General features: G+C 63.2%; 23 protein-coding genes and 1 riboswitch. Of the genes, 18 read left to right on the top strand and 5 right to left on the bottom strand.

Features of this window, described 5'->3' with window-relative positions:
• Nucleotides 1-86 precede the first annotated feature (86 nt).
• Nucleotides 87-1,772, bottom strand: coding sequence for an AMP-binding protein (locus AC07OE_RS19795; RefSeq protein WP_495072279.1), 1,686 nt, complete (start codon nt 1,770-1,772; stop codon nt 87-89).
• 45 nt (nt 1,773-1,817) lie between these two features.
• Nucleotides 1,818-2,552 (bottom strand): FFLEELY motif protein, encoded by a 735-nt coding sequence (locus AC07OE_RS19790; RefSeq protein WP_495072278.1) that lies wholly within the window; start codon nt 2,550-2,552, stop codon nt 1,818-1,820.
• Nucleotides 2,553-2,668: 116 nt separating this feature from the next.
• On the opposite strand from AC07OE_RS19790, the gene AC07OE_RS19785 reads away from it, so the two are divergent.
• The 8 genes from AC07OE_RS19785 (at nt 2,669) to AC07OE_RS19750 (ending at nt 11,338) form a co-directional block, all read left to right on the top strand.
• The gene (locus AC07OE_RS19785) at nt 2,669-3,397 is read left to right on the top strand and encodes a GNAT family N-acetyltransferase (protein WP_495072277.1); all 729 of its coding nucleotides are present in this window, start codon (nt 2,669-2,671) and stop codon (nt 3,395-3,397) included.
• Between the two features lie 57 nt (nt 3,398-3,454).
• Nucleotides 3,455-4,327 (top strand): CorC family transporter, encoded by an 873-nt coding sequence (locus tag AC07OE_RS19780; RefSeq protein WP_495072276.1) that lies wholly within the window; start codon nt 3,455-3,457, stop codon nt 4,325-4,327.
• A complete protein-coding gene (gene lnt / locus AC07OE_RS19775) occupies nt 4,285-5,895 on the top strand; it encodes an apolipoprotein N-acyltransferase (protein WP_495072275.1) in 1,611 nt (536 codons plus the stop codon). The genes AC07OE_RS19780 and lnt overlap by 43 nt, the downstream gene beginning before the upstream one ends.
• An 82-nt stretch (nt 5,896-5,977) precedes the next feature.
• Complete coding sequence (gene glyQ, locus AC07OE_RS19770) at nt 5,978-6,883, top strand: glycine--tRNA ligase subunit alpha (protein WP_495072274.1); 906 nt, start codon at nt 5,978-5,980, stop codon at nt 6,881-6,883.
• Nucleotides 6,884-6,888: 5 nt separating this feature from the next.
• The gene (gene glyS / locus AC07OE_RS19765) at nt 6,889-9,060 is read left to right on the top strand and encodes a glycine--tRNA ligase subunit beta (RefSeq protein WP_495072273.1); all 2,172 of its coding nucleotides are present in this window, start codon (nt 6,889-6,891) and stop codon (nt 9,058-9,060) included.
• Between the two features lie 14 nt (nt 9,061-9,074).
• Nucleotides 9,075-9,623, top strand: a complete 549-nt coding sequence (gene gmhB / locus AC07OE_RS19760) for a D-glycero-beta-D-manno-heptose 1,7-bisphosphate 7-phosphatase (RefSeq protein ID WP_495072272.1) — start codon at nt 9,075-9,077, stop codon at nt 9,621-9,623.
• 47 nt (nt 9,624-9,670) lie between these two features.
• Complete coding sequence (locus tag AC07OE_RS19755) at nt 9,671-10,411, top strand: lysophospholipid acyltransferase family protein (protein WP_495072282.1); 741 nt, start codon at nt 9,671-9,673, stop codon at nt 10,409-10,411.
• Nucleotides 10,412-10,423: 12 nt separating this feature from the next.
• A complete protein-coding gene (locus tag AC07OE_RS19750) occupies nt 10,424-11,338 on the top strand; it encodes a M48 family metallopeptidase (RefSeq protein WP_495072271.1) in 915 nt (304 codons plus the stop codon).
• A gap of 60 nt (nt 11,339-11,398) precedes the next feature.
• Here AC07OE_RS19750 and AC07OE_RS19745 read toward each other — a convergent pair whose 3' ends face one another.
• Together AC07OE_RS19745 and AC07OE_RS19740 are read right to left on the bottom strand one after the other, a co-directional pair.
• Entirely contained in the window at nt 11,399-12,094 is a 696-nt protein-coding gene (locus AC07OE_RS19745) for a glutathione binding-like protein (protein WP_495072270.1), read from the bottom strand.
• A gap of 42 nt (nt 12,095-12,136) precedes the next feature.
• Nucleotides 12,137-13,204 carry an MBL fold metallo-hydrolase gene (locus tag AC07OE_RS19740; RefSeq protein ID WP_495072269.1) on the bottom strand — a complete coding sequence of 356 codons (1,068 nt, stop codon included), beginning with the start codon at nt 13,202-13,204 and terminating at the stop codon, nt 12,137-12,139.
• A gap of 104 nt (nt 13,205-13,308) precedes the next feature.
• Between AC07OE_RS19740 and AC07OE_RS19735 the strand changes: the two genes are divergently transcribed.
• The 10 genes from AC07OE_RS19735 to thiD all read left to right on the top strand — a co-directional run bounded on the left by AC07OE_RS19735 (nt 13,309) and on the right by thiD (nt 25,370).
• Nucleotides 13,309-13,743 carry a MerR family transcriptional regulator gene (locus AC07OE_RS19735; protein WP_495072268.1) on the top strand — a complete coding sequence of 145 codons (435 nt, stop codon included), beginning with the start codon at nt 13,309-13,311 and terminating at the stop codon, nt 13,741-13,743.
• A 33-nt stretch (nt 13,744-13,776) separates the two neighbouring features.
• Complete coding sequence (locus tag AC07OE_RS19730; protein WP_495072267.1) at nt 13,777-14,958, top strand: isovaleryl-CoA dehydrogenase; 1,182 nt, start codon at nt 13,777-13,779, stop codon at nt 14,956-14,958.
• A 4-nt stretch (nt 14,959-14,962) separates the two neighbouring features.
• Entirely contained in the window at nt 14,963-16,972 is a 2,010-nt protein-coding gene (locus AC07OE_RS19725) for an LTA synthase family protein (RefSeq protein ID WP_495072266.1), read from the top strand.
• Between the two features lie 8 nt (nt 16,973-16,980).
• Nucleotides 16,981-17,646 carry a carbonate dehydratase gene (can, locus tag AC07OE_RS19720; protein ID WP_495072265.1) on the top strand — a complete coding sequence of 222 codons (666 nt, stop codon included), beginning with the start codon at nt 16,981-16,983 and terminating at the stop codon, nt 17,644-17,646.
• Between the two features lie 64 nt (nt 17,647-17,710).
• Nucleotides 17,711-19,537 (top strand): bifunctional isocitrate dehydrogenase kinase/phosphatase, encoded by a 1,827-nt coding sequence (aceK, locus tag AC07OE_RS19715; RefSeq protein ID WP_495072264.1) that lies wholly within the window; start codon nt 17,711-17,713, stop codon nt 19,535-19,537.
• A gap of 26 nt (nt 19,538-19,563) precedes the next feature.
• Nucleotides 19,564-19,664: riboswitch (TPP riboswitch) on the top strand.
• A gap of 89 nt (nt 19,665-19,753) precedes the next feature.
• Nucleotides 19,754-21,640, top strand: coding sequence for a phosphomethylpyrimidine synthase ThiC (thiC, locus tag AC07OE_RS19710; RefSeq protein WP_495072263.1), 1,887 nt, complete (start codon nt 19,754-19,756; stop codon nt 21,638-21,640).
• 11 nt (nt 21,641-21,651) lie between these two features.
• Nucleotides 21,652-22,689, top strand: coding sequence for an FAD-dependent oxidoreductase (locus tag AC07OE_RS19705; protein WP_495072281.1), 1,038 nt, complete (start codon nt 21,652-21,654; stop codon nt 22,687-22,689).
• Complete coding sequence (gene thiS, locus AC07OE_RS19700) at nt 22,686-22,913, top strand: sulfur carrier protein ThiS (RefSeq protein WP_495072262.1); 228 nt, start codon at nt 22,686-22,688, stop codon at nt 22,911-22,913. The genes AC07OE_RS19705 and thiS overlap by 4 nt, the downstream gene beginning before the upstream one ends.
• Nucleotides 22,914-22,916: 3 nt before the next feature.
• Entirely contained in the window at nt 22,917-23,810 is an 894-nt protein-coding gene (locus AC07OE_RS19695) for a thiazole synthase (protein WP_495072261.1), read from the top strand.
• A 96-nt stretch (nt 23,811-23,906) separates the two neighbouring features.
• Complete coding sequence (gene thiD / locus AC07OE_RS19690) at nt 23,907-25,370, top strand: bifunctional hydroxymethylpyrimidine kinase/phosphomethylpyrimidine kinase (protein ID WP_495072260.1); 1,464 nt, start codon at nt 23,907-23,909, stop codon at nt 25,368-25,370.
• Here the strand turns inward: thiD and AC07OE_RS19685 are convergent.
• Complete coding sequence (locus AC07OE_RS19685; RefSeq protein WP_495072259.1) at nt 25,300-25,845, bottom strand: hypothetical protein; 546 nt, start codon at nt 25,843-25,845, stop codon at nt 25,300-25,302. The genes thiD and AC07OE_RS19685 overlap by 71 nt on opposite strands.
• Nucleotides 25,846-25,897: the final 52 nt, after the last annotated feature.

Genomic DNA, 25,897 nt, shown 5'->3' with positions numbered 1-25,897 from the left:
CTCAGTCCCATCGAATACCGAGAGAGCCTTGGACTCACGGCATAAATCCAGTCCAAGTTTTTATCCGCACCCCCGAGTGCTTGGAGTCACTTTTCGGCACGCAACTGTCTTCTCAGGATCTTGCCAACATTGGATTTCGGAAGATCGTCCCGAAACTCGATGTATTTGGGGCGCTTGTAACCCGTAAGGTTGGCTTCGCAGTATTTCAATACATCCGCTTCAGACAGCGTTGGCGAGTTGCGGACGATGAAGACCTTGATAGCCTCACCTTGCTTTGCGTCCGCGACGCCGATAACGGCGCACTCCAGTACGCCGTCGCACAACGAGATCACATTTTCCAGTTCCGAAGGAAAGACATTGAAACCACTGACCAGAATCATGTCCTTGATGCGATCCACGATGCGTGTGTAGCCACGTTCGTCCATGATGCCGACGTCGCCTGTGCGCAAGAAGCCGTCCGCCGTAAAGGCTTTGGCGTTCTCTTCGGGCTGCTCGTAATAGCCAGTCATGACGTTGGGGCCGCGGATGCAGATTTCCCCGGAGGATCCTGATGGCAGCGAGTTGCCGGCGTCGTCCTTGATCGCGATGTCGATGCTTGGTAAGGGCAGGCCAATGGTGCCTGAAAACGTTTTGGCGTTCACTGGATTGTTGGTACCAATCGCACAGGTTTCGCTCATGCCCCAACCCTCCACCATGGGGCAACCCGTGATTTCCATCCAATGTTTGGACGTGCCCTCGGACGCCGCCATGCCTCCCGCTTGGGTCACGCAGAGGTTGGAAAAGTCCAGGTTCTTGAACTGGGGTTGCTGCAACAGGGCGTTGAACAACGTATTCACCGCGGGAAGGATATGGAACGGGCGCTTCTTCAACACGGCCACAAAACTGGAAAAATCCCGCGGATTGGGGATCAAAGTCATGTGCGCGCCAAAGCGTATGGACAGCATGCAAAGGCCCAGCGCGAAGATGTGATACAGCGGAAGCGCTGCAACCAAATTCAGCTGACTGGGGTTTCCCACGCGGGCAAGCGCGGGTTTGAACCAGGCTTCGGACTGCAATACGGATGCAACGATATTGCGATGGGTAAGCACGGCGCCTTTGGACAGACCCGTGGTGCCACCTGTGTATTGCAGAAAAGCAATCGAATCAATGGTGACTGGCGCACTCTGCAGCCGCATCTTGGTACCTTCGGCGAGACAGCGGTTGAATGCTGTGACCGTACGGCCAGGCGGCAATGCGAACTTGTAAGCAGGCACCATCTTGGCAAGATGGCGGATGGCAAAGGTGATCCAGTTGCCGTACCAAAAGCCCAGCAAGTCTCCCATAGACGCGACCACCACGTGTTGGATCTTCGTGCGGTCTATGACCTCCTCCAACGTGTGGGCGAAATTCTCCAAAATGACGATAGCACTGGCACCGGAGTCTTTGAGTTGGTGCTCCAGCTCGCGCGCGGTGTACAGCGGGTTGACGTTCACGCAGGTGTAGCCGGCCCGCAGGATGGCGGCCATGCTCACGGCGAATTGGGGGATATTGGGCAGCATCAATGCCACGCGGGCGCCGGGTTCTAAGCCTTTGCTTTGCAGCCAAGCTCCTAGAGTGCTGGATAGCTCGTCGAGCTGACCATACGTCATCCAGCGGTCCATGCAGACCGAAAATGGGTTTTTGGCATTGCGCCGGAAGGACTCCTCCAGCAGTTGGGTCAGCGACTTGAAGGGAGACAGGTCAATGTCGTGGGGGACGTCGTCGGGATAGCTCATTAGCCAGATTTTTTCCATGGGTGCTCCTGTTCGAACCATTGTGCCGATGGCGGCACAGGCGGTTCACAGGGCTTTTCCTAGGCACTGGTGCAATTTGGTCTCGCAGGCGACAAGCGGGTCGTTGAAGAGGGCATCAATCCAGTGGGTCTCGCGTCGTGCGATGGTGCTTAAAAACTCACGTGCCTGTGAACCCTTGCCGCCCATGTCTGCAAAAGTGTCAAAGCCAGCTTCCAGAAATGCTTGCAATGACGACAGGCCGGCCACCTTAGCCGGCCCGCGCATCATGCGCAAGGTCATGCGCAGCCCCGGGGTTCGCGTCAAGCGGTCCAGCTGAGCGCCTATATCCAGTACCGCCTGCAGCTGAGCTTGGCGTGCGACTTCGGAAGCCACGGAGCGCCAGGACTTCAAGTACCTTGACACGTCCTCGCCTTCCGAGGCACCCCAGGCTTGTGCCATGGCCAAGTCCAGCGCCTCGGTTTCTGCATGCAGCTCTGCAAGCGCAACCGCAGTGGACACTACCTGCGCGGGGAAAAAAGTCTGCAAAGCGCTGGCAATGCGCGCAAACTGGTGGTCCCGATCCGAGAAATCGCGCTCACTGTACAACTCATGCAGAAAGAATCGCGTGGGCCCCGCAAATGCTTTGGTGGTCAGCAGATCGCCATAGGTTCCGGCAAACCGTTGTGCCTGAAGCCGTTTGACGGCCTGCAGGCTCTGCCGCAAGCGGGCATCGCCGGCCGCCTGGCTTCTCAAGGCAGCAACGCGGTCCAGTGCATGGCGGATGGTGTCGGCAGGGCTCATAGGGCGTAGTTAGCACGAAGTGTATCGGGCGAGACTGGGGCTGCAGAAAGCCGGTGGCACACCGGGCTTTACACGATTGGGGTGAAAATACTAGGGAAAACCCTTACATTACTGCCATGGTTGATACAAAGAGTCTGATCAGAGCTTCGTTGGAGGCTGGGCGCGAGTTTTTGCGCCCGCCTTTGGAATCTGACGACACCGGCACGCCCCGGGCCGCACCGACGCTGGTGCCTATCCGTTCGCTGGGTGAAAACCACCGCGGGCGCATCGCCCAACATTTGCTGGCGTTGGAGCCGCACGACCGCTATCTGCGCTTTGGGCAGTGGACGCGGGATGAACAAATCCACCAGTATGTAGATGCGTTGGATTTCGAGCGCGACGAGATTTTTGGCATTTACAACCGCAAGTTGGAGCTGATCGCCGTGGCCCACCTGGCCTACGCCAAAGACCAGCGCTATGACAGCTGTGCGGAGTTTGGTGTGTCCGTGCTGCCCAGTGCACGCGGGCGCGGCTACGGGGCGCGCCTGTTCGACCGCGCCGCCATGCACGCCAGCAATGACGGTGTGAGCCTGATGTTCATCCATGCCCTGAGCGAAAACGCCGCCATGCTGAAGATCGCCCGCAACGCGGGGGCCCAGGTGGAGCGCGACGGCTCGGAGTCCGAGGCGTATCTGCGTCTGCCACCGGCCACGCTGGATTCGCGCATGACGGAAATGATTGAAGAGCAGATTGCCCAGACGGACTACAAGCTCAAGTCCCAGGCCAAAAGTTTTTGGAGCTTTTTGGCCGACATCCAGGAAATTCGCCGCAGCGTGATCGACGCGAACCAGCGCAGTTCGCCCTGACATCCAAATCCGCTATCCTTAGCGCTCCGCAACCACGGCATTTATTGCCCCACACGAGTGTCCGACCCCCATCCTGCGCGTTTTTCCGACAAAGAAGACAAGCGCACCTTTCTCCAGAAGCTGGCCGAATTCATCCACCCGGGTCCGGACTCCACGGCCGAGCTGATCGAGACGCTGGCCGAGGCGGAAGACAACAACATCATCGGCGCCGAGTCGCGGGTGATGCTGGAAGGGGTGATCCGCATGGCGGACATGACCGCTGGCGACGTGATGGTGCCCGCCACGCGCATGGACCTGCTCAACATCCAGGAACCCCTGGATGTGCTGTTGCATATGGTGATTGACACCGCCCACTCGCGGTTTCCGGTGTTCGATGGCGAGCGTGAGAACATCATCGGCATCCTGATGGCCAAGGACCTGCTCAAGCTGCAGCGGGCCCCCGAACTCAACATCCGTGCACTGCTGCGCCCGGCCGTGTTCGTACCTGAGTCCAAGGGCCTGAACGACCTGCTGCGCGACTTTCGCGGCAACCGCAACCACCTGGCCATCGTGATCGACGAATTCGGCCGTGTGGCCGGCCTGATCACGATTGAAGATGTGCTGGAGCAGATCGTCGGTGAAATCGAGGACGAGTTTGATATTCCCGAGGACGAGGGCGACATCTTTGCCCTGGCCGACCGCACCTACCGCGTCAGTGGCGACACGCCGTTGGAGCGCGTGAACGATGCCTTCTCGGTCACCCTGGCGGGCTCCGACCCGGAGGACCACTTTGACACCATAGGCGGTCTGATCGCCCATGAGATGGGCCACGTGCCCAAGCGCGGCGAGCACCACACGCTGGGCGGGCTGGACTTTGTCGTGCTGCACACCAAGGGCGGCGCGGTCAAATGGTTCAAGGTCTCGCCCACGCCAGACCCCTCCGCAGAGTGAGCGCGCGGCCCGCCACGGCTGCCAGGGCGCTTGCAGCGCCTTCTTCTCTGTTCTGGTTTGCTACGCTTTTTATAGCTGCCTGCTCCCAATCGACGGGGGCTAGCTGGCCATTTGACATATTTTTCGCACGCGGCGCCACCTTGTGGTGGCTGCAGCTTGCGGCCCTGGCCGTGCTGGTCGTGGCGCTGTTGCAGGCGCCCACGGCTCGCATTGCGGCAGGCCGGGCCTGGTGGTTTGTCACGGTGTGGCTCAGCACCACGTTTTGGTGGTTGTTCATTGCGCTGCACACCTATGGCGGCTTGCCCGCCCTGCTGGGTGTGGTGGCCATCGTGGCACTGGCTGCCGCGCTGGGGTTGTATTACGTGGCGGCGGCCTGGCTGTTCTGGCGCTGGCGGCAGGTGCAGCCTCTGGTGGCTGCGCTGGGCTTTGCCGCTCTGTGGACTATGGCGGAGCTGGCGCGCGGCACTTGGTTGACCGGCTTTGGCTGGGGTGCCGTGGGCTATGCACACCTGGACGGTCCGCTGGCTTGGTACCTGCCGTGGACGGGCAGTTATGGCGTAGGCCTGCTGGCGGCCTGGGGCGCAGCGTCCATCGCGCTGCTGGCCGCGCGCCGAGGCCTGTTGAATTTCGCCCTGGCGGCCGGTGTGTGTGTGCTCCCGCTGCTGGCGCCCCCCGCATGGAACACTTGGACGCAGCCCAGTGGCACGCTGAGCGTCACCTTGCTGCAAGGCAATATCCCGCAGGACGAGAAGTTTGAACCCGGCAGCGGCGTGCCCCTGGCCCTGCAGTGGTACGCCGAACAGCTGCAACAGAGCAACACCGCGCTGGTGGTAGCCCCTGAAACGGCCGTGCCCCTGCTGCCGCAGCAATTGCCCGGGGGGTACTGGTCGGCGCTGGAACAGCACTTTGTGAACAGCAAGTCGGCCGCGATCATCGGCATCCCGCTGGGCAGCTACACGCAGGGCTATACCAACTCAGTGCTGGCCCTCGCTCCCGGCCAGACAGAACCCTGGCGCTACGACAAGCACCACCTGGTGCCGTTTGGCGAGTTCATCCCGCCCCTGTTCAAGTGGTTCACCCGCATGATGAACATCCCGCTGGGCGACTTCAACCGCGGGCCGCTGGGCCAGCCGTCCTTGCCCGTGGCGGGCGAGCGCGTGGCACCCAATATTTGTTACGAAGATTTGTATGGCGAAGAACTGGCCAGCCGCTTTGCCGATGCGGCGCTGGCGCCCACGGTGTTTGCCAACGTGAGCAACCTGGGCTGGTTCAACGACTCGGTGGCACTGGACCAGCATCTGAATATCTCACGCGCCCGGGCGCTGGAGTTCCAGCGGCCTTTTGTACGCGCCACCAACACGGGCGCCACGGCCATCCTGGACCACCAGGCCGTGGTGCAAAAAGAGCTGCCACGCCTGACCCGCGGCGTGCTGGTGGGCGAGGTGCAGGGCCGCACCGGCGTGACACCGTTTGCCTGGTGGGCGGCGCGCTTTGGGCTGTGGCCTTTGTGGGTGCTGTGCCTGCTGCTGATTGCCGGCGCCTGGCGCTTGGGCCGCGGCCAGCGCTGAGGGCCTGCAGCCCCGTAAAATGCGGGGTTTACTCGAACGAACGTTCTTGCACCGGCCCCTGCCGCGCACCAGCCCACGCACCATGCTTACTTTTCAGCAAATCATTTTGAAACTGCAGTCCTACTGGGCTGACCAGGGCTGTGCCCTGTTGCAACCCTATGACATGGAAGTAGGTGCCGGTACCTCGCACACCGCCACCTTCCTGCGCGCCATCGGCCCCGAGCCGTGGAAGGCCGCCTACGTGCAGCCCAGCCGCCGCCCCAAGGACGGCCGCTATGGCGAGAACCCCAACCGCTTGCAGCATTACTACCAATACCAGGTGGTGCTCAAGCCCGCGCCCAGCAACATCCTGGAGCTGTACCTGGGTTCGCTCGAAGCGCTGGGCTTTGACCTGAAGAAGAACGACATCCGCTTTGTGGAAGACGATTGGGAAAACCCAACGCTGGGTGCGTGGGGCCTGGGCTGGGAAGTCTGGCTCAACGGCATGGAAGTGACGCAGTTCACCTACTTCCAGCAGGTGGGCGGCATTGACTGCAAGCCCATCACCGGCGAGATCACCTATGGCCTGGAGCGCCTGGCCATGTACCTACAGGGCGTGGACAACGTCTACAACCTGACCTGGACAGAGGGCTTGAGCTACGGCGACGTCTACAAGCAAAACGAAGTGGAGCAATCCACCTACAACTTCGAACACAGCGATGCCGACTTCCTGTTCACTGCGTTCAACGCGCACGAGAAGCAGGCCAAGCACCTGATGGAAAACCAGCTGGCGCTGCCCGCGTATGAACAAGTGCTCAAGAGCGCGCACAGCTTCAACCTGCTGGATGCGCGCGGCGCGATCAGCGTGACCGAGCGGGCTGCCTACATTGGCCGCATCCGCAACCTGGCGCGCAGCGTGGCCCAGAGCTACTACGAGAGCCGCGAGCGCCTGGGCTTCCCCATGGCACCGCGTGAGTGGGTGGAACAGATGACGAAGAAGGCCGCGTGAGAGCAATGACGATGACAACCCAAAACCTGCTCGTTGAACTGTTTGTGGAAGAGCTGCCGCCCAAGGCGCTGAAGAAGCTGGGCGAGGCGTTTTCCTCGGTACTGGCCGATTCGCTCAAGGCCCAAGGCCTTGCCGCAGCGAATGCCGCCGTGACCCACTTTGCCTCGCCCCGCCGTCTGGCGGTGCATGTGGCTGCTGTTGCATCCCAGGCTGCCGACAAAGCCGTGTCGCAAAAGCTGATGCCCGTAGCCGTGGGCCTGGATGCGTCCGGCAACGCCACTCCCGCATTGCTGAAGAAGCTGCAGGCTCTGGGCGCCGACGCGTCTGCCGTGGCAGGCTTGAAGCGCGCCCCGGATGGCAAAGCAGATGCACTGTTTTACGACAGCACCGTCAAGGGCGCCACGCTGGCCGAAGGCCTGCAAAAGGCGCTGCTGGACGCGATTGCCAAGCTGCCCATCCCCAAGGTCATGACCTACCAGCTGGAAAGCGGTTGCGAGCTGCCAGGCTGGAGCAGCGTGAGCTTTGTGCGCCCTGCGCACAGCCTCATCGCGCTGCACGGTACCGACGTGGTGCCCGTGCAGGCCTTGGGCCTTAACGCAGGCAACACCACGCAGGGTCACCGCTTCGAAGCGGCCGTGTCGCCCGTGGTGGTGTCCGATGCGGATGCCTATGCCGCCGTGCTGGCCATGGACGGTGCCGTGATCGCCAGCTTTGCCGATCGCCGTGCAGAGATCGTGCGCCAGCTGGCGGCGGCTGCGGCCAAAGTGGGCGGCGGCTGCAAGCCGATTGACGACGACGCGCTGCTGGACGAAGTGACTGCCCTGGTGGAGCGCCCCAATGTGCTCATCTGCGAGTTTGAAACCCAGTTTCTGGACGTGCCGCAGGAATGCCTGATTCTCACCATGAAGGCCAACCAGAAGTACTTCCCGCTGCTGGACGCGAACAACAAACTCACCAACAAGTTTTTGGTGGTGAGCAACATCAACCCCGACGACGCCAGCTTCGTGATCGGTGGCAACGAGCGCGTGGTGCGCCCGCGCTTGGCCGATGCCAAGTTCTTCTTTGACCAGGACCGCAAGAAGACGCTGGCTTCACGCGTCGACGGCTTGGGTAAGGTCGTGTACCACAACAAGCTGGGCACGCAGGGCGAACGCGTGGAGCGAGTGCGTGCGATTGCCAAGGCGATTGCGGCCCAACTGGGCGACGCGACGCTGGTGGCGCAGGCCGACCAGGCCGCGCAACTGGCCAAGACCGATTTGGTGACCGACATGGTGGGCGAGTTCCCCGAGCTGCAGGGCATCATGGGTGGCTACTACGCGCTCAACGATGGTTTGCCCGAAGCCGTGGCGCACGCGATTGAAGACCACTACAAGCCGCGTTTTGCGGGGGACAGTCTGCCGCGAAACTCTGTGGGTCTGGTAGTGGCGCTGGCCGACAAACTGGAAACGCTGGTGGGCATGTTCGGCATCGGCAACCTGCCCACGGGCGACAAGGATCCGTTTGCGCTGCGCCGCCATGCGCTGGGTGTGATCCGCATGCTGGTGGAGAGTGATTTGCCCTTGCCATTGGCAAATTTGATTGAAATGGGGCGGTCTGCCTGGCCTCGAGTGGAGGCCCCATTGGGCGGCGTAGAGCCTACCAAGCAGCCATTATTGAGAGATACAGAAACCCAATTGGGTGACTTCATCTTCGACCGCCTGGCCGGCTCCCTGCGCGAGCAAGGCTACAGCGCGCAAGAGGTCGATGCTGTGCTGGCACTGCGTCCGCAAGGCTTGGGAGATGTGGCCAAGCGCCTGGCCGCCGTCCGCGCCTTCGCCGCACTGCCCGAAGCCCCGGCCTTGGCCGCCGCCAACAAGCGCGTGGGCAACATCCTCAAGAAGGCTGAGGGCGTTGTGCAGGCTTCTATCAATGCCAGCCTGTTGGTGGAGCCTGCCGAGAAAGCCTTGGCAGATGCTCTTAAAACCGCTGCGCCTGCTGCAGATGCGGCGTGGGCTGCAGGCAATTACACCGAGAACTTGCAGGCACTGGCTGCTTTGAAGGCGCCTGTGGATGCGTTCTTTGACGGTGTGATGGTGAATGCCGAAGACCCCGCACTCAAGGCCAACCGCCTCGGGCTGCTGGCAACGCTGCATGCCGCCATGAACCGTGTGGCCGACCTCTCCAAGCTGGCCGCTTAAACCGGGCAACACCCATGAAACTCTGCGTCCTCGACCGCGACGGCACCATCAACATCGACAGTGCGGAGTTCGTTAAATCGCCCCACGAATGGCGGCCCTTGCCGGGAGCGCTGGAAGCCATCGCCAAGCTCAACCACGCGGGCTGGCATGTGGTGGTGGCCACCAACCAGAGCGGTCTGGGCCGGGGGCTGTTTGATGTGGTGGCGCTCAACGCCATGCACGCCAAGATGCACACCATGCTGGCGGCAGTGGGTGGCAAGATCGACGCGATTTTTTATTGCCCGCACGCGCCGGATGACAACTGCCGCTGCCGCAAGCCCGAGCCGGGCTTGTTCGAGCAGATCAGCGAGCGCTTTGGCGTGGATCTGCGCGGCATGCCCGGCGTGGGCGATTCGGCGCGCGACCTGATCGCCGGTGCGGCCGTGGGCTGCGTGCCGCACCTGGTGCTGACCGGCAAGGCCGCGGCGTACAAGGGGCGCGAGCTGCCTGACAGCTTCCCGGCTGGCACCATCGTGCACGACGATTTGGGCGCCTTCGCCGACCACCTGGTGGCGCAGGCGTGAGCGGCATGCCTCCTGTGGTGCCGCTGCAGAAGCGCCCCAACTGGCTGATGGCGGTGCTGCGCTCGTGCCTGCACATGCTGTGGATGCTGGTGACCGTCATGCCCTGGGCCATCATCATGCTGGTGGCGTCCATCCGCGTGCACGGCAAGCCGCTGTGGTGGATGGCGGTGCGCTGGCTGGGCTGGGCCATTGGCGGTGCGCGTGTGTTGCTGGGCATCCGTACCCACGTGATTGGCTGGGAAAACCTGCCCACGGGCGACACCGCGCCAGCCATTTTGCTGGTCAAGCACCAGTCCACCTTCGAGACTTTTTTGATGCCCACGCTGATGCCGCATCCGCTGGCCTATGTGTTCAAGAAAGAGCTGCTCTATGTGCCATTTTTCGGCTGGGCCATGGGCCGGCTGGACATGGTGCACATCGACCGCAGCCAGCGTTCGGAGTCGTTCTCCAAGGTGGTGGAGCAGGGCAAGCGCCTGCTGGCGCAAGGCATCTGGGTCATCATGTTTCCCGAAGGAACGCGTATTCCGCGCGGGCAGACCGGCACCTACAAGCTGGGCGGTACGCGCCTAGCCGTGGCCACGGGCGCGCCGGTGATTCCGGTGGCGGTGACGTCCGCCAAGTGCTGGCCGCGCAAGGCCTTCATCAAGACCCCGGGTGTGGTGGAGGTGTCCATCGGCAAGCCTATTCCCAGCGAGGGACGCGAGCCCAAGGAGCTGATGGAAGAGGTGCAGACGTGGATCGAGGCCGAGATGCGCCGCCTGGACCCCGAGGCTTACCCAGCCGCCTAGTGACCCGCTGTAATGTTGCCGCTGCTGCGCTTCACCCTGGATCTTTTTGAGTCTTTCGAGGCTCCAGCCCCCGTCAAGCCTGCATCTTCTGCTCCTAAAAAAGTAGTAAATCCCTTGCCCAGCCAGCCCTTCGTGGCCGGGCAGCCGCTGCACAACGCCATCGCCCCGGTCAACTACGCCCACCCCAAGGCCAACCGCGAAGTGCGGCTGGACGGCGCCGTGGTGGCTTACGCCTTTGCGCGTGGCAAGCGCCGCACGATTGGATTTGTGGTGGGGCCTGACGGCCTGAGCGTACGTGCGCCGCGCTGGACGCCTTTGTATGAGGTGGACGCCGCACTGCAGGAAAAAGCGGGCTGGATTCTGCGCAAGCTGGACGAAACGCGCGAGCGCCAGACCCGCCAGGAACATGCGCAGGTGGCGTGGCAAGACGGTGCGGTTATTCCTTACCTTGGCGACTCCATCCGCATTGCGCTGGACGGCGCCCACGGCTTTGCTGCCAAGGGCGCACAGCTGGACGAGGTGCCGCAGCAGGACGGCGTGCGCTCTTTGCGCATTGCGCTGGCGCACACGGCCACCGAGGCACAGATCCGCGATGCGGTGCAAGCCTGGCTCATGCGCCAGGCCAAGGCCCTGTTTGTGCAGCGCCTGGAGCACTTTGCCCCGCAGCTGCAGGTGCGCTGGACCAAGATGAGCCTGAGCAACGCTGGCACCCGTTGGGGCAGCGCCAAGAGCGACGGCTCCATCCGCCTGAACTGGCGCCTCATTCACTTCCGCCTGCCCGTCATCGACTACGTGGTGGCTCACGAACTGAGCCACCTGCGCGTGATGGACCACAGCCCCCGCTTCTGGGACACCGTGCGCTCGGTGGTGCCCGACTACGCCGAGCTGCGCGGCAGCCTCAAGGACCCGGCGATTCCGAAATGGTGAGGTTTGCTATGGAATCAGGAGCTATTGGAACAGATTCCACGGGGGCTTTGGGCGAGTTTCTTATCTGACCGTGCTCGCATCCTGTCCAAACAAAATCTTCTTGGCTGCTTCGTCCATGCCGGGATTCCGGATGCCTTCGGCAATGGCGTAGGCTTTGACTGTGGCGGGGCGGGCTGCCACGCGGGCGAACCAGGCGGCCAAGTGGGGGAAGTCTTCCAGCTTCTGGCCTTGGCGTTCGTAAGGCACCACCCAAGGGTAGCTGGCCATGTCGGCAATGCTGTACTCGCCCGCAATGTACTCGCGGCCATCGCTCAGCTGCTTGTTCAGCACGCCGTACAGGCGCGAGGTTTCCTTGGTGTAGCGCTCGATGGCGTAAGGCAGTTTCTCAGGGGCGTACTGGCTGAAATGGTGGTTCTGCCCGGCCATGGGGCCCAGCCCGCCCATTTGCCAGAACAGCCACTGCAGTGCCACATTGCGCCCGCGCAGGTCCTGTGGCACAAAGCGGCCAATCTTGTCGGCCAGGTACAGCAGGATGGCGCCAGACTCGAACAGGGGGATGGGCGCGCCACCATCGGTAGGCGACCTGTCCACGATGGCCGGGATGCGGTTGTTGGGGGCGATGGCCAGAAACTCGGGCTGGAACTGCTCGCCGCGGCCGATGTTGACGGTGTGTAGCTGGTAGGGCAGGCCGGCCTCTTCCAGAAACATCGTGATCTTGTGGCCGTTGGGCGTGGTCCAGTAGTACAGGTCAATCATGCAAAGGGCTCCCTTGGGTGAAGGGCTGCACCTTAGCGGAATTCAGGAAACCCTGCTGGCCGCAGAAAACCGCAGCACCCCGTCCGCACCGCGCGTACGCTGCAGCTGCCCGGCGTACCAGAGCGCGTGCAGGTGAGCAACAGATTCGCCCAGTGCGAAGGTGGTCTGGTGAAAGTCCATGGCGCGGGTGAACAACACGGGGATGATGTCCGCCGCGCTGCGGGGCTGCGCACGGCAGGCCTTCAGCACCTGGTCCAGGTGGGCGCGGTGGTGGTCGTGCAGCTGGCGGATGCGTTCGTGCAGGCCTGTGAAGGGCTTGCCGTGGGCGGGCAGCACCAGCGTGGATTCGGGCAGGGGCAGAAACTTGTTGATGGAATTCAGAAACAGGACCAATGCGTTGGCTTCCGGCTCGGACTCGTAGACGCTCACGTTGGTGGAAATGCGCGGCAGCATCATGTCGCCGCCGATGAGCACGTTCAGGTCTTCGCAGTACAGCGCCATGTGCTCCGGCGCATGGCCGTAGCCGCTGATGCAGCGCCAGGTGTGTGCGCCAATCTGCACGGTCTGGCCATCCAACAGGCGGTGGTGCTCATCGGGCACCGAGGGCACCAGGGTGGTGAAGTAGTCGCGCCGGTTCAGCAGCTTGGACTGGGTCTCGGCATCGTTGAGTCCGTGCTGCGCAAAGAAGGCCGCCGTGCGTGCGCCGCCAAAGCTGGTGGGTGCCAGGCAGGCCAGGCGCGCCACCTGGTAGTCCAGCCCGCTGATCCATAGCGGGGCATTCCAGCGCTCGCACAGCCAGTGCGCCAGGCCAATGTGGTCCGGGTGCATGTGGGTGACGATGACGCGCAGGATGGGCAGGCCCTCCAGCTCGTGGGCGAAGATGGCTTCCCACTGTGCTTTGGCTTCGTCCCGGTGGATGCAGGTGTCCACCACGCTCCAGCCCGCCACACCGTCCATCTCGTCGCGCAGCAGCCAGAGGTTGATGTGGTTCAGCGCAAACGGCAGCGCCATGCGGATCCACTTGATGCCCGGTGCCACTTCGATGCAGCGACCGCTCTCGGGCAGGGCGTCGCCCAGGGGGTAGTGCAAGCGCTGTTCCAGGTCGTTCATAGGCCCCAATCGTTTTGCTCCATAATTGACGTTTACGTAAACGTCAACCATTGAGGCATTGTAGACAGGCCCAATCCGCCCGTCTGTCGCCTCCATTACCGCCCATGAGCACCACCTACAGCATCAGCGATTTGGCCCGCGAGTTTGACCTGACCACCCGTGCCATCCGGTTTTACGAGGATTTGGGCTTGCTGCAGCCCGAGCGCACCGGTCCGGGCGGGCGCAACCGTGTCTACAGTGGGCGTGATCGTACCCGCCTGAAGCTCACCCTGCGCGCCAAGCGCCTGGGCCTCTCCCTGACCGAGGCGCGCGACATCATCGAGATGTACGACAGCCCCCGTGACACCGGCGCACAGCTCAAGAAGTTCCTGGACGTGCTGGCCGAGCACCGCAAGCAGGTGGAGGAGCAGATGGCCGAGCTGCAGGCCAACCTGGACGAAATCAAGGTGCACCAGCGCGAGGCCCGCGCCCTGCTGGCCGCCAGTGAAGCCAAGGCCGGCAAGCCGGCTGCCAAGACCCCCAAAAAGAGTGCCGCCTGAGCGGTCACCGCAATACCAACCCGAGGAGACACCATGAATACCTTGCCCGGACTGAACTTCCAACTCGGCGAAGACATCGACGCGCTGCGCGATGCAGTGCGCGAATTTGCCCAGGCCGAGATCGCACCCCGCGCCGCAGAGATCGACCGCAACGACCAGTTCCCCATGGACCTGTGGCGCAAGATGGGCGACCTGGGCGTGCTCGGCATCACCGTGGGTGAGGAATACGGTGGCGCCAACATGGGCTACCTGGCGCACATGATTGCGATGGAAGAAATCTCCCGCGCCTCGGCGTCGGTGGGCCTCTCCTACGGCGCGCACAGCAACCTGTGCGTGAACCAAATCAAACGCAATGGCAACGACGCCCAGCGCGCCAAGTACTTGCCCAAGCTCATCAGCGGCGAACACGTGGGCGCACTGGCCATGAGCGAACCCGGGGCTGGCTCCGATGTCTTGAGCATGAAGCTCAAAGCAGAAGACAAGGGCGGCTACTACCTGCTCAACGGCAACAAGATGTGGATCACCAACGGCCCCGATGCCGACGCGCTGGTGGTCTATGCCAAGAGCGAGCCCGAGCTGGGCGCGCGTGGCGTCACGGCCTTCCTGATCGAGAAGGGCATGCCGGGTTTCAGCATCGCACAAAAGCTCGACAAGCTGGGCATGCGCGGCAGCCACACCGGTGAACTGGTGTTCAACAACGTCGAAGTGCCCCATGCGAATGTGCTGGGCGCAGTCAACGGTGGCGCCAAGGTGCTGATGAGCGGGCTGGACTACGAGCGCGCGGTGCTGACCGGCGGACCGCTGGGCATCATGCAATCGGTGATGGACAACGTCGTGCCCTACATCCACGACCGCAAGCAGTTTGGCCAGAGCATTGGCGAGTTCCAGCTGATCCAGGGCAAGGTGGCTGACATGTACACCGTGCTGCAGGCTGGCCGCAGCTTTGCCTACACCGTGGCCAAAAACCTGGACCTACTGGGCAGCGAGCACGTGCGCCAGGTGCGGAAGGACTGTGCCTCTGTCATTTTGTGGACCGCCGAGAAAGCCACCTGGATGGCTGGCGAGGGCGTACAGATCTTCGGCGGCAACGGTTACATCAACGAATACCCGCTGGGCCGCCTGTGGCGCGACGCCAAGCTCTACGAAATCGGGGCGGGCACCAGTGAGATTCGCCGCATGCTCATAGGCCGGGAGCTGTTCGCTGAGACAATGTAGGGGTATGAACCCTGCCATTGCCCGCACCCTGAACTCTTTCCTCCATGGCATCCTGCGCGGCCTGCTGCGCGCCTGGGTGCTGGTCGTGCCGCTGGTGGTGGCGATGAGCCTCATCCGGTGGGGGCAGCTGGCGTATTTCTGGCCCAGCGGCTACCAGGCGTCGGCCAGTGATCTCGCTTCGGTGGCCCTGCAGGGGTTTCGCTTTGACCTGAAGGTCAGCGCCATTGCCGGTTTCCTGTTGTTGCTGCTGTTGCCCTGGGTTTCGGGCAAGGCGCATGGGCGCATCGTGGCGGGGCTGGCGCTGCTCTATGTGATGCTGTCGTTGGTCAACCTGCACTACTTCGGCTTCTACAAGACCCCCATCGACTCCCTGGTGTTTGGCATCGTGGAAGACGATACCAACGCCGTGCTGCAAACCATCTGGCACGACTTCCCCGTCATCTGGACCCTGCTGCTGGCCGCTGCGCTGACCTGGGGTGCGATTGCGCTGCACCGCGCACTGGTGGGGCGGATACAGCCCGATACCCTGCTGCACACCCGCCACGCAGTGGTCAAGCTGGTGGCGATTGTTGTGGCGTTTTTCGCGCTGGTCTTTGCAGGCAAGGGCACCATCCGCGAGATGGCGCTGCAGCGCCAGCACTTGACGGTGACCACCTCGCAGTTCCTCAACGACATGGTGCCCAATGGGGTCATCGCGCTCAAGTACGCGTGGGACAGCCGGCGGGAATCGCAAAACCTGGGCGACCCGCTGGTGGGTCTGAAGGCCATGGGCTTTCCCACGGCCCAGGCGGCGGCGCAGGTGCTGGGCCTGCCGCACGGCTCGGAGGCTGAGGTGAAGGCTGCGCTGTACCAGCACGACGTGCTGCCACCCGGTGCGCCCAAGAAAAACCTGGTGTTCTTTCTCATGGAGTCCTGGAGCGCCGAACCCATGCTCTACCAGAGCCCCTCCTTTGACGTGTTGGGCCGCATGCAGCCCACCTTGGCCAAGGCCTGCCATTTCTCGAACTTCGAATCGGCCCAGCCCGGCACCCACCCGTCGCTGGAAGCCATCCTGTTTTCCACGCCCATCACGCCGCTGACCATGGGCGATGCGGGGCGCAAACCCCTGCCATGGTCCGAGGCCCTGGTGGCCAAGCGGGCGGGCTACGACACGCTGTTTGTCACCTCCGCCCGCTCTGGCTGGCGCGACCTGAACCGTGTGCTCAAGGTACAGGGCTTTGACGAGGTCATCGACGCCAACAACTTGAAGGAAAGCTACCCCGATGCCGTGGTGGGGCTCTGGGGCGTGTGGGACAGCTATGTCTACAAGTACCTGGAAAAGCGCATGGCCGCCCAGCCCAAGGACAAACCCTTGTTTGTGTTTGTGCTCACCTCCACCAACCATCCGCCCTACGACCTGCCCAAGGACTACCAGCGCCCGCCGCTGGACATGAAGCAGTGGAAAGGCGAGACCAGCGAGGCCACGCTGGTGCCCAACCTGGACACCTACCGCTACGCGCATGACCTGTTGGGCGCCTTTGTGCAGCAGGTGCAAAAAGGGCCGTTGAAGGACACCACCATCGTCGCCGCCACGGGCGACCACAACGTGCGCTCCTTTGGCGTGTACGCCGACCCGCACCGCCGCTACCTCATGCGCCAGGTTCCGTTTGTGATCTGGGGTGAAGGGCTGCAGTGTGGCAACCAGCTCACCCAGCCCGCCAGCCACCGCGACATGTTTAGCACGTTGTTTCCCTTGGCGGGCATCGACGGCAGCTATGTGAATGCGGGGCGTAACCTGCTCAAGCCCCTGTCGGCCCAGCCCGATCCCATGAATGCGCCACGCGGACTGTTCTTCACGGGGGACGCGCGCAATGCCCAGGGCATGTGGCAGCTGGGCAACCCCAAATCCTTTGTGTGCACCTCTGCGCACATGGATGCTGGCAAGCCTTGCGAGTTCAATGCCCTGGACGATTTGCAGGAACGTGCCCGGTACGGACTCCTGGACTGGAATATTCGCATCTCACTTAAGAAATAATCACGGCCATGACTGACAAACTCAACGACCTCTTTTCCCGCAACCGCGCATGGGCCGCCGAGATGGAGCGTAGCCGTCCCGGTTTCTTCACCGGGCTGGCCAACCAGCAAAAGCCCAAGTACATGTGGATCGGCTGCTCCGACAGCCGCGTGCCGGCCAACGAGATCATCGGCTTGGCACCGGGTGAAATTTTTGTCCACCGCAATGTGGCCAACGTGGTGGTGCACTCCGACCTCAATGCGCTGTCCACCATCCAGTTCGCGGTGGAGCGGCTCAAGGTCAACCACGTGATGGTGGTGGGGCACTACGGGTGTTCGGGTGTGCAGGCGGCACTGGAGGGCGCGCGCATTGGCCTCGCCGACAACTGGCTGCGCCATATCCAGGACGTGCGTGACCGCCACCGCGACATCCTGGACGCCATCCCCGAGCACGGCAAGGCCGCGGCCCTGTGCGAGCTGAACGTGATTGAGCAGGTCATCAATGTGGCGCAAAGCACCGTGCTGCAGGACGCCTGGGCCGCGGAGCAGGATGTGACGCTGCACGGCTGGGTCTATGGCGTGCACGACGGCCTGGTGCAGGACCTGCACATGACGGTGGGGCGCCACGACAACCTGGACGCCCTCTACCGCGAGGCCATCTCCGGCGTGCGCCTCATGCCGCGCCATCCACGGTAAAAACTGCCTCCAGCCCCCGTGGAATGTGCGCAAGCAGCTATTGAAACCATAGCACGCTGACGCCATGTTCCCCACGCGGCTGGACTCTTCGATTGCCTACGACATCGCCCGCGCGATGCTTGATGGCTTCAACCGCCACTACCAACTGTTCCGCACCGAGAGTGCGCGCGCCAAGCACCGCTTTGAGGTGGCCGATTGGCACGGCCAGCAGCGCGCACAGCGGGAACGTATCGAGTTTTACGACCTGCGGGTGAAGGAATGCTCCAAGCGGCTGGAGCGCGAATTCAAGGCCGGCGAGCAGGGGCGGGAGGTCTGGCAGCAGATCAAGCTGCACTACATCGGCCTGCTGGTGGACCACCACCAGCCCGAGCTGGCCGAGACCTTCTTCAATTCGGTCACCACCAAAATCCTGCACCGTAGCTACTTCCAGAACGACTTCATCTTTGTGCGACCCGCGGTCAGCACCGAGTACATCGAGAACCTGGCCTCCGCCGGCCGGCCCAGCCACCGTCCTACCTACCGCTGCTACTACCCCACGCAAGACGACCTGCAGCAGCACCTGGTGCGCATGGTGCGGGACTTTGACCTGCGTGTGCCGTTTGAAAACCTGGAGCGCGATGCTGGCCGGGTGCTGGGGGTGATGCAGGCGCTGCTGGGCGAGGTGAAGCTGCGCGCCAACTTCCAGGTGCAGGTGCTCACCGGCCTGTTCTTCCGCAACAAGGGCTGCTACATCATCGGCAAGCTCATCAACGGCTTCTATGAGCATGGCTTTGCACTGCCCGTGCTACACGGCCGCGAGGGTCTGCGCATCGACGCGGCGCTGTTTGGCGAGGATGACCTGCTGCGCCTGTTCAGCTTTGCGCGCGCCTACTTCATGGTGGACATGGAGATTCCCAGTGCCTACGTGCAGTTTCTGCGCAGCATGATGCCGCGCAAACCCCGCAACGAGCTCTACAACGCGCTGGGGCTGGCCAAGCAGGGCAAGACCCTGTTTTACCGCGACTTTCTGCACCACCTGCAGCACAGCACGGACCAGTTCCGCATCGCTGCCGGTATCAAGGGCATGGTCATGCTGGTGTTTGATTTGCCCAGCTACCCCTATGTGTTCAAGCTCATCAAGGACTACTTTCCGCACCAGAAAGAGACCACGCGCGAGCAGGTCAAGGCCAAGTACCAGCTGGTCAAGCACCACGACCGCGTGGGCCGCATGGCCGACACGCTGGACTATGGCGATGTGGCGTTTCCGCGCGAGCGGTTCAGTGATGCACTCATCGCCGAGCTGCAGCAGTTTGCGCCCAGCCAGGTGGAGATCAGCGACCGCGATGCAGATGGCCAGACCGAGGTGATCATCAAGCATCTCTACATTGAGCGGCGCATGATCCCGCTCAATATTTATCTGCAAGAAGCCTTTGATGCCGGTGGTGCCGACCCCGCCAACACCAGCCCGGCCGCGCAGCGCGCGCGTGACCAGATCACGCGTGCCGTTATCGACTACGGCTACGCCATCAAGGACATGGTGGCCGCCAACATTTTCCCCGGCGACATGCTGTGGAAGAACTTCGGTATCACGCGCAACAGCCAGGTCGTGTTCTACGACTACGACGAGATCGAGTACCTGACCGACTGCAACTTCCGCAAGGTGCCTGAGCCGCGCAACGAGGAAGAGGAAATGTCCGGCGAGATCTGGTACCGCGTCGGCCCGCACGACGTGTTCCCCGAAACCTTCGCTCCGTTTCTATTGGGGAACCCGCTGGTGCGCGAAGTCTTCATGCAGTACCACGCCAACCTGCTGGACCCCGCCTTCTGGCAGACGCAGAAGGAGCGCATTGCTGCGGGCTATGTGCACGATGTGTTTCCGTATGAGAAGGGCAAGCGGTTTCCACGCCATTGAAGTCGTCAAGCACTTTGTCGTACACTGCGCCCTGCCCGGGGTGCGCAATGGTTGCGCTGAGATGGATACCGAACCCGCGAACTTGATCTGGTTCATACCAGCGTAAGAAGTGCAGCGCAGCCGACGGCCGAATGCCGTTCGGGCGGCGTCTTTTTTCATCAGTTTGCGGGGCCGTGTTTTTTCTCTGAGTCTTCGGGTCTTAACCGGAGAACTCCAGTGAACGCACCCGACAAACTCGCCCAGTTCATTCGCCTCACGCGCGAACCGCTTCCCGCCTCCACCAAACGTTATCTGCAAGGCAGCCGCCCTGACATTCAGGTGCCGTTGCGCGAAATCATGCAGAGCAATGGCGAGGCCATCACGGTGTACGACACCTCCGGTCCCTACACTGACCCGCGCGCCGACATCGACGTGCGCCAGGGCCTGCCGCTGGTGCGCCAGGGCTGGGTGGATGGCCGCGGCGACACCGAACTCTACGCAGGCCGCAAGCCCTTTGCCCTGGACGATGGCCTGAAGAATGGCGAGACCGATGCGCTGGCCGCTCTGCGCGCCCAGGCCGCCGGCCTGCAGCGCCAGCCGCGCCGCGCCAAGAGTGGCGCCAACGTCACGCAGATGCACTACGCCCGAAAAGGCATCGTCACGCCCGAGATGGAATACGTAGCCCTGCGCGAGAACCAGAACCTGGAGTGGCAGGCGCAGTACCTGGGCAACGCCGAGCGCGAAGCGCGTCTGGCCGGCAACAGCTTTGGCGCCAGCATCCCCAAGGTGGTGACGCCCGAGTTTGTGCGCGACGAGGTGGCGCGCGGGCGCGCCATCATCCCGGCCAACATCAACCACACCGAGCTGGAGCCCATGGCCATCGGCCGCAACTTCCTGGTGAAGATCAACGCCAACATCGGCAACTCGGCAGTCACGTCCAGCATCGAAGAGGAAGTGGAAAAACTGGTCTGGTCCATCCGTTGGGGCGCTGACACGGTGATGGATTTGTCCACCGGCAAAAACATCCACACCACGCGCGACTGGATCGTGCGCAACAGCCCCGTGCCCATCGGCACCGTGCCCATCTACCAGGCGCTGGAAAAAGTGGGTGGCATTGCCGAAGACCTGACCTGGGAAATTTTCCGCGACACGCTGATCGAGCAAGCGGAGCAAGGCGTGGACTACTTCACCGTGCATGCCGGCGTGCGCCTGCCCTTCATCCACCTCACGGCGAATCGTGTGACCGGCATCGTCTCGCGCGGTGGCTCCATCATGGCCAAGTGGTGCATTGCCCACCACAAAGAAAACTTCTTGTACACGCACTTCGATGAGATGACCGAGATCATGCGGGCGTACGACGTGAGCTATTCGCTGGGCGATGGCCTGCGCCCCGGCAGCGGTGCCGATGCGAATGACGAAGCGCAGTTTGCCGAGCTGCGCACATTGGGTGAACTCACGCACAAGGCCTGGCAGCAGGACGTGCAGGTGATGATTGAAGGCCCCGGCCACGTGCCCATGCACATGGTGCAGGCCAACATGACCGAGCAGCTCAAGCACTGCGGCGAAGCCCCGTTCTACACCCTCGGCCCGCTGACCACCGACATCGCGCCAGGCTACGACCACATCACCAGCGGTATTGGTGCCGCCATGATTGGCTGGTTCGGCACGGCCATGCTGTGCTACGTGACCCCCAAGGAACACCTGGGCCTGCCGGACCGCGAGGACGTGAAGGTCGGCATCATCACGTACAAGATTGCCGCCCACGTGGCTGACGTGGCCAAGGGCCATCCCGGTGTGCGGGCACGCGACGATGCGTTGTCCAAGGCGCGCTTTGAGTTCCGCTGGATGGACCAGTTCAATCTCTCGCTGGACCCGGAAACTGCCAAGCAATTCCACGACGAAACCTTGCCCGCCGAAGGTGCCAAGGTGGCGCATTTCTGCTCCATGTGCGGCCCCAAGTTCTGCTCCATGAAGATCACGCAAGAAGTGCGCGACTACGCCAAGAACCTGGGTGTGAGTGAAGAGCAGGCGCTGCAGTCGGGCATGGATGTGATGTCCGACGAGTTCAAAAAAGTGGGCGGGGAGATCTACATCCCCATCAACCCGGTCTCCACGAAGGCCTGACCGTGGCTACCCTGCGAATAGGCATTGCCGGGGCGGGCGTGTTGGGACGCCTGCTGGCCGTGCAACTCAGCCGCGCCGGGCATGCCGTGCAGGTGTTTGATCCGGCCGATGGGTCGGGGCCACACGATGTATCTGGCGCGCGTGCTGCGGGCTGGACGGCTGCGGGCATGCTCAGCCCCGTGGCCGAACTGGAGCGTGCAGGTACCGACGTGTTTGCCTTGGGCCTGCGCTCCTGTGCGCTATGGCCGCAGATCGTGCGGCAGCTCGTGCAACCGGTGGACCTGCGCATGCAGGGCAGCCTTCTGCTGGCGCACCGCAGTGACGCAGGCGCCGCCCAGCGCGTGGTCGGGCTGCTGCAGGCCAAGGCCGATGCTTCGTACCAGCCGCAACCGCTGACCCTGCCGCAGCTGCGCGAACTGGAGCCCTCCATCAGCGGCCCGGCACTGGCGTGGCTGCTGCCCTGCGAGGGGCAGATCCACCCGATTCAGGCACTGCAGGCACTGGCCACCCAAGCCACCGTGCAGGGTGTGCAGTGGCACTGGGGCGCGACCGTGAGCGCGGTGGAGGCGGGTGCATTGCACGTAGGCGATACACAGCACCGCTTCGACCACGTCTTTGACGTGCGCGGCGTGGGCGCCAAGCCCGCGCTACCCGTGCGTGGCGTACGCGGCGAGGTGTTCTGGTTGCACGCCCCCGACGTGCCGCTGCACCGCCCGGTGCGCCTGCTGCACCCGCGCCATTCGGTCTACCTGGTGCCGCGCCCCGGCGATGTCATCGTGGTCGGCGCCAGCGAGATCGAGAGTGAAGACCGCTCTCCCGTGTCGCTGCGCAGCACGCTGGAGCTGCTGAGCGCCGCCCACAGCGCCATCCCCGCATTGGCCGAGGCGCGTGTACTGCACACCGAGACCAATCTGCGCCCCGCATTGCCCGACAACCTGCCCGCGCTGCGTCATGCGCCGGGCCTTACTGTCATCAATGGCCTCTTCCGCCACGGCTGGCTCATCGCCCCCGCCCTCGTGGAACAGGCCCTGCACGAGTTATCGCTATGAGTACCCCAGACACTGCGCTGCACACCATCACCGTGGTGGTGAACGGTAACCCGGAAAGCACCACGGCTACTACGCTGCAAGCCTGGGTGGAAGCGCGTGGCGTGCTGCCCGCGGCCCTGGCCACCGCAGTCAACGGCAACTTCGTGCCACGCAGCCTGCGCGCGCAGCAGCCGCTGACGGAGGGCGACTTCATCTTGACCTTCCAACCCATTGAAGGAGGTTGATCCATGTCCGCATCGCTAAAAGACAGGGGGGCTGAGGGCTTTGCGCAGGTTAAGGAGGAGCCCGCGCAGCGGGCGGGGGACACGGAGCAAAGCGCTCAGGCCTCCTGTCGCCTCGATCAAAGTCAATGGAATATTGGTGGTCGTACCCTCACCAGTCGCTTCTTTCTCGGCACCGCCAGCTACCCGTCCCCGCAGGTCCTGCAAGACGCCATCGCAGCCTCTGGCGCCCAAGTCGTCACCATGGGCCTGCGTCGCCAACTGGCCCACGGCGCAGAGGCCGGCGACTTCTTTGCGTTGATCAAAGCCACCGGCGCCCACCTGCTGCCCAATACCGCCGGCTGCCATACCGCCCGCGAAGCCATCACCCTGGCCCACATGGCGCGCGAGTTGTTCGACACCACCTGGATCAAGCTCGAAGTGGTGGGCGACGCCCATACCCTGCAGCCCGATCCGTTTGAACTGCTAGCTGCCGCCACGCAACTGGTGAAAGACGGCTTCGAAGTCTTCCCCTACTGCATGGACGATTTGGTGAGCTGCCAGCGCCTGCTGGACGCGGGTTGCAAGATCCTCATGCCCTGGGGCGCGCCCATCGGTTCGGGCCAGGGGCTGGTGAACCCCGGCGCACTGCGCACCCTGCGTGCGCGCCTGCCGGGCGTCCCGCTCATCGTGGACGCGGGCATCGGCTCGCCGGCCGATGCAGTGCAAGCCATGGAGCTGGGACTGGACGCCGTGCTGCTCAACAGCGCCGTGGCCCACGCCGTGGACCCGGTGCGCATGGCGCGTGCGTTCAAGCTCGGCATCGAGTCCGGCCGCCTCGCGTTCGAGGCTGGCGTCATGGCCCGCCAGGACATGGCCGTGGCCTCCACGCCCGTTGCCGGCCATCCCATCTTGCTGTAATTTGCTATGAAAAAAGAAGCTACTCGCGCAATACCCACGAGGGCTAGGAGCACTTTAGGTACTGAGACTCCCCCCGCGACGGCTGGTCAGCGCCCCGTGGTCTGGAGCATTGCTGGCTCCGATTCGGCCGCCGGCGCCGGCCTGCAGGCGGACCTGAAAGCGCTGCAGGCCTTTGGCGTGCACGGCTGCACAGCGGTGGCCGCCGTCACCGCGCAAAACACCGTGGCCGTCACGCGCATGGAGCCTGTCAGCGCCGACCTGCTGGACGCGCAACTGAGTGCGCTGGCGCAAGATCTGCCGCCCCAGGCTATCAAGACCGGCCTGCTGGGCAGCGTGGACAACGTGCGCGTGGTGTGCCAGTGGGTGGATCGCTTGCGCGCGCAGGGCCAGTCTGTCGCCTTGGTCGTCGATCCCGTGCTGGGTTCCACCACCGGCGCGGCCTTTGCCAACGACGCAGTGTGCCGAGCCTATGTGGACGAACTACTGCCCCGCGCCACCCTCATTACCCCCAACCAGCCCGAGGCGCAGCGCCTGGGGCTGGCCGAGCCCGCCGTGCAGCGTGCCTTGCGGGGGCAGGGTGTGTCGCTGTGCATCACCGGCGGCGATGCAGACGGTGCCCAGGCCAGGGACTGGCTCAGCAGCCCGCAGGCCACGGGCTGGCTCAGCCTGCCGCGCGTGGACACGCGGCACCACCATGGCACCGGCTGCACCTTCGCATCCACGGCTGCCGCCGCACTGGCCAGTGGCTACTGCGTGGCCGACGCCGTGGCACTGGCCAAGATGGCCACCACCCACGCCCTTCGCCACGCCTATGCAGCCGGGCAGGGCGCAGGCCCGGTGCAGGCCCTGTCGGACTTTGCGCAGCACATCGACAACCTGCCCGCCTTCACACTGCCGGGCGCCACCGCGCCACTGGACGTGCAGGATCTGCCGTCGTTCGTGCCGCTGAGCAACCCGGCCCTGGGCGTCTACGCTGTGGTGGACAGTGCCGCCTGGGTACGCCGCGTGCTGGCCGCTGGTGTGCGCACCGTGCAGCTGCGCATCAAAGACCCGAATGAATCCACGCTGGCCGTGCAGATTCAAGAGTCCATTGCCCTGGCCCGCGCCACCCCCGGTGCGCAACTCTTCATCAACGACCACTGGCAACTCGCCCTGCAACACGGCGCCTATGGCGTTCACTTGGGCCAGGAAGATTTGGAACGGGTGGACCTGCAAGCGCTGCGGCAGGCCGGCATGCGCCTGGGTCTGAGCACCCACAGCTACTGGGAAGTCGCCCGCGCCTGGGCGCTGCGCCCCAGCTACATCGCCTGCGGCCCCATCTTCGCCACCCAAAGCAAGGACATGCCCTGGATTCCTCAGGGCTTGGACAACCTGCGCTACTGGGCTGCTGTGTTGCCGCTGCCTGTAGTGGGCATTGCGGGCATTGATGCGAGCAATGTGGCGGATGTGGCCGCTACCGGTGCGGCCAGTGCGGCAGTGATTTCGGCGATTACGAAGGCCGATGATCCGGCGGGTGCGTGTCGGGCCCTGGTTGCGGGTTTCGGAGCATCGACGTATTGATGAAGTCTGTGCCGGATGCCGCAGATCGAACTCCGCGGGCTTGCTTCAATTGCTGTGTGACTGAACGAATAGTCCAATACTGCCGCAACGGGACTGCTGCCGCTACCGCCATCAAAAGGGCGAACGTAGCATTGAAATAGAAATCCACCCGCATGCTGGCTATCGGTGCTGCGATGGCGGCCAACCCAGCAAAGTAACAGCACGCCAATAGCAACGGAATCACCAAAGCAACATGGTACGTTGCGTCGCCAACCGCGAGATCACCGGACTGGTTATCGATCCAGCCGTTGAGGGTGCGCCAGTCATCTTTCTTTCGCAACCATGCGGTTACGGAGAGCCCTGCATTGATGTGCGGTCTTCCTGGGACCAAGACCTTTTCGTACGATTGCCCGTCGGACACGAATCCGAACTCCGTCCACTCAGGGATTCGTCCGCCGCCTAATTTCTTGAGGTAGAGAATCTTCTCAAAGGTCATGGACGTTATTGGCATGGCGTAACGTGTTCTCAGCGTTAACGCCATCGTACTC

This window comes from Rhodoferax sp. GW821-FHT09E07 (assembly GCF_059416145.1).
Note: the sequence above shows the minus strand (reverse complement) of the source record. Positions and strands in the feature narration are given on the sequence as shown.

Excerpts from the sequence above, each read along its gene's own strand:
- AC07OE_RS19795 (WP_495072279.1), bottom strand. The coding sequence starts at position 1,772 with ATGGAAAAAATCTGGCTAATGAGCTATCCCGACGACGTCCCCCACGAC.
- AC07OE_RS19790 (WP_495072278.1), bottom strand. The coding sequence starts at position 2,552 with ATGAGCCCTGCCGACACCATCCGCCATGCACTGGACCGCGTTGCTGCC.
- AC07OE_RS19785 (WP_495072277.1), top strand. The coding sequence starts at position 2,669 with ATGGTTGATACAAAGAGTCTGATCAGAGCTTCGTTGGAGGCTGGGCGC.
- lnt (WP_495072275.1), top strand. The coding sequence starts at position 4,285 with ATGGTTCAAGGTCTCGCCCACGCCAGACCCCTCCGCAGAGTGAGCGCG.
- glyQ (WP_495072274.1), top strand. The coding sequence starts at position 5,978 with ATGCTTACTTTTCAGCAAATCATTTTGAAACTGCAGTCCTACTGGGCT.
- glyS (WP_495072273.1), top strand. The coding sequence starts at position 6,889 with ATGACGATGACAACCCAAAACCTGCTCGTTGAACTGTTTGTGGAAGAG.
- gmhB (WP_495072272.1), top strand. The coding sequence starts at position 9,075 with ATGAAACTCTGCGTCCTCGACCGCGACGGCACCATCAACATCGACAGT.
- AC07OE_RS19755 (WP_495072282.1), top strand. The coding sequence starts at position 9,671 with ATGGCGGTGCTGCGCTCGTGCCTGCACATGCTGTGGATGCTGGTGACC.
- AC07OE_RS19750 (WP_495072271.1), top strand. The coding sequence starts at position 10,424 with ATGTTGCCGCTGCTGCGCTTCACCCTGGATCTTTTTGAGTCTTTCGAG.
- AC07OE_RS19745 (WP_495072270.1), bottom strand. The coding sequence starts at position 12,094 with ATGATTGACCTGTACTACTGGACCACGCCCAACGGCCACAAGATCACG.
- AC07OE_RS19740 (WP_495072269.1), bottom strand. The coding sequence starts at position 13,204 with ATGAACGACCTGGAACAGCGCTTGCACTACCCCCTGGGCGACGCCCTG.
- AC07OE_RS19735 (WP_495072268.1), top strand. The coding sequence starts at position 13,309 with ATGAGCACCACCTACAGCATCAGCGATTTGGCCCGCGAGTTTGACCTG.
- AC07OE_RS19730 (WP_495072267.1), top strand. The coding sequence starts at position 13,777 with ATGAATACCTTGCCCGGACTGAACTTCCAACTCGGCGAAGACATCGAC.
- AC07OE_RS19725 (WP_495072266.1), top strand. The coding sequence starts at position 14,963 with ATGAACCCTGCCATTGCCCGCACCCTGAACTCTTTCCTCCATGGCATC.
- can (WP_495072265.1), top strand. The coding sequence starts at position 16,981 with ATGACTGACAAACTCAACGACCTCTTTTCCCGCAACCGCGCATGGGCC.
- aceK (WP_495072264.1), top strand. The coding sequence starts at position 17,711 with ATGTTCCCCACGCGGCTGGACTCTTCGATTGCCTACGACATCGCCCGC.
- thiS (WP_495072262.1), top strand. The coding sequence starts at position 22,686 with ATGAGTACCCCAGACACTGCGCTGCACACCATCACCGTGGTGGTGAAC.
- AC07OE_RS19695 (WP_495072261.1), top strand. The coding sequence starts at position 22,917 with ATGTCCGCATCGCTAAAAGACAGGGGGGCTGAGGGCTTTGCGCAGGTT.
- AC07OE_RS19685 (WP_495072259.1), bottom strand. The coding sequence starts at position 25,845 with ATGACCTTTGAGAAGATTCTCTACCTCAAGAAATTAGGCGGCGGACGA.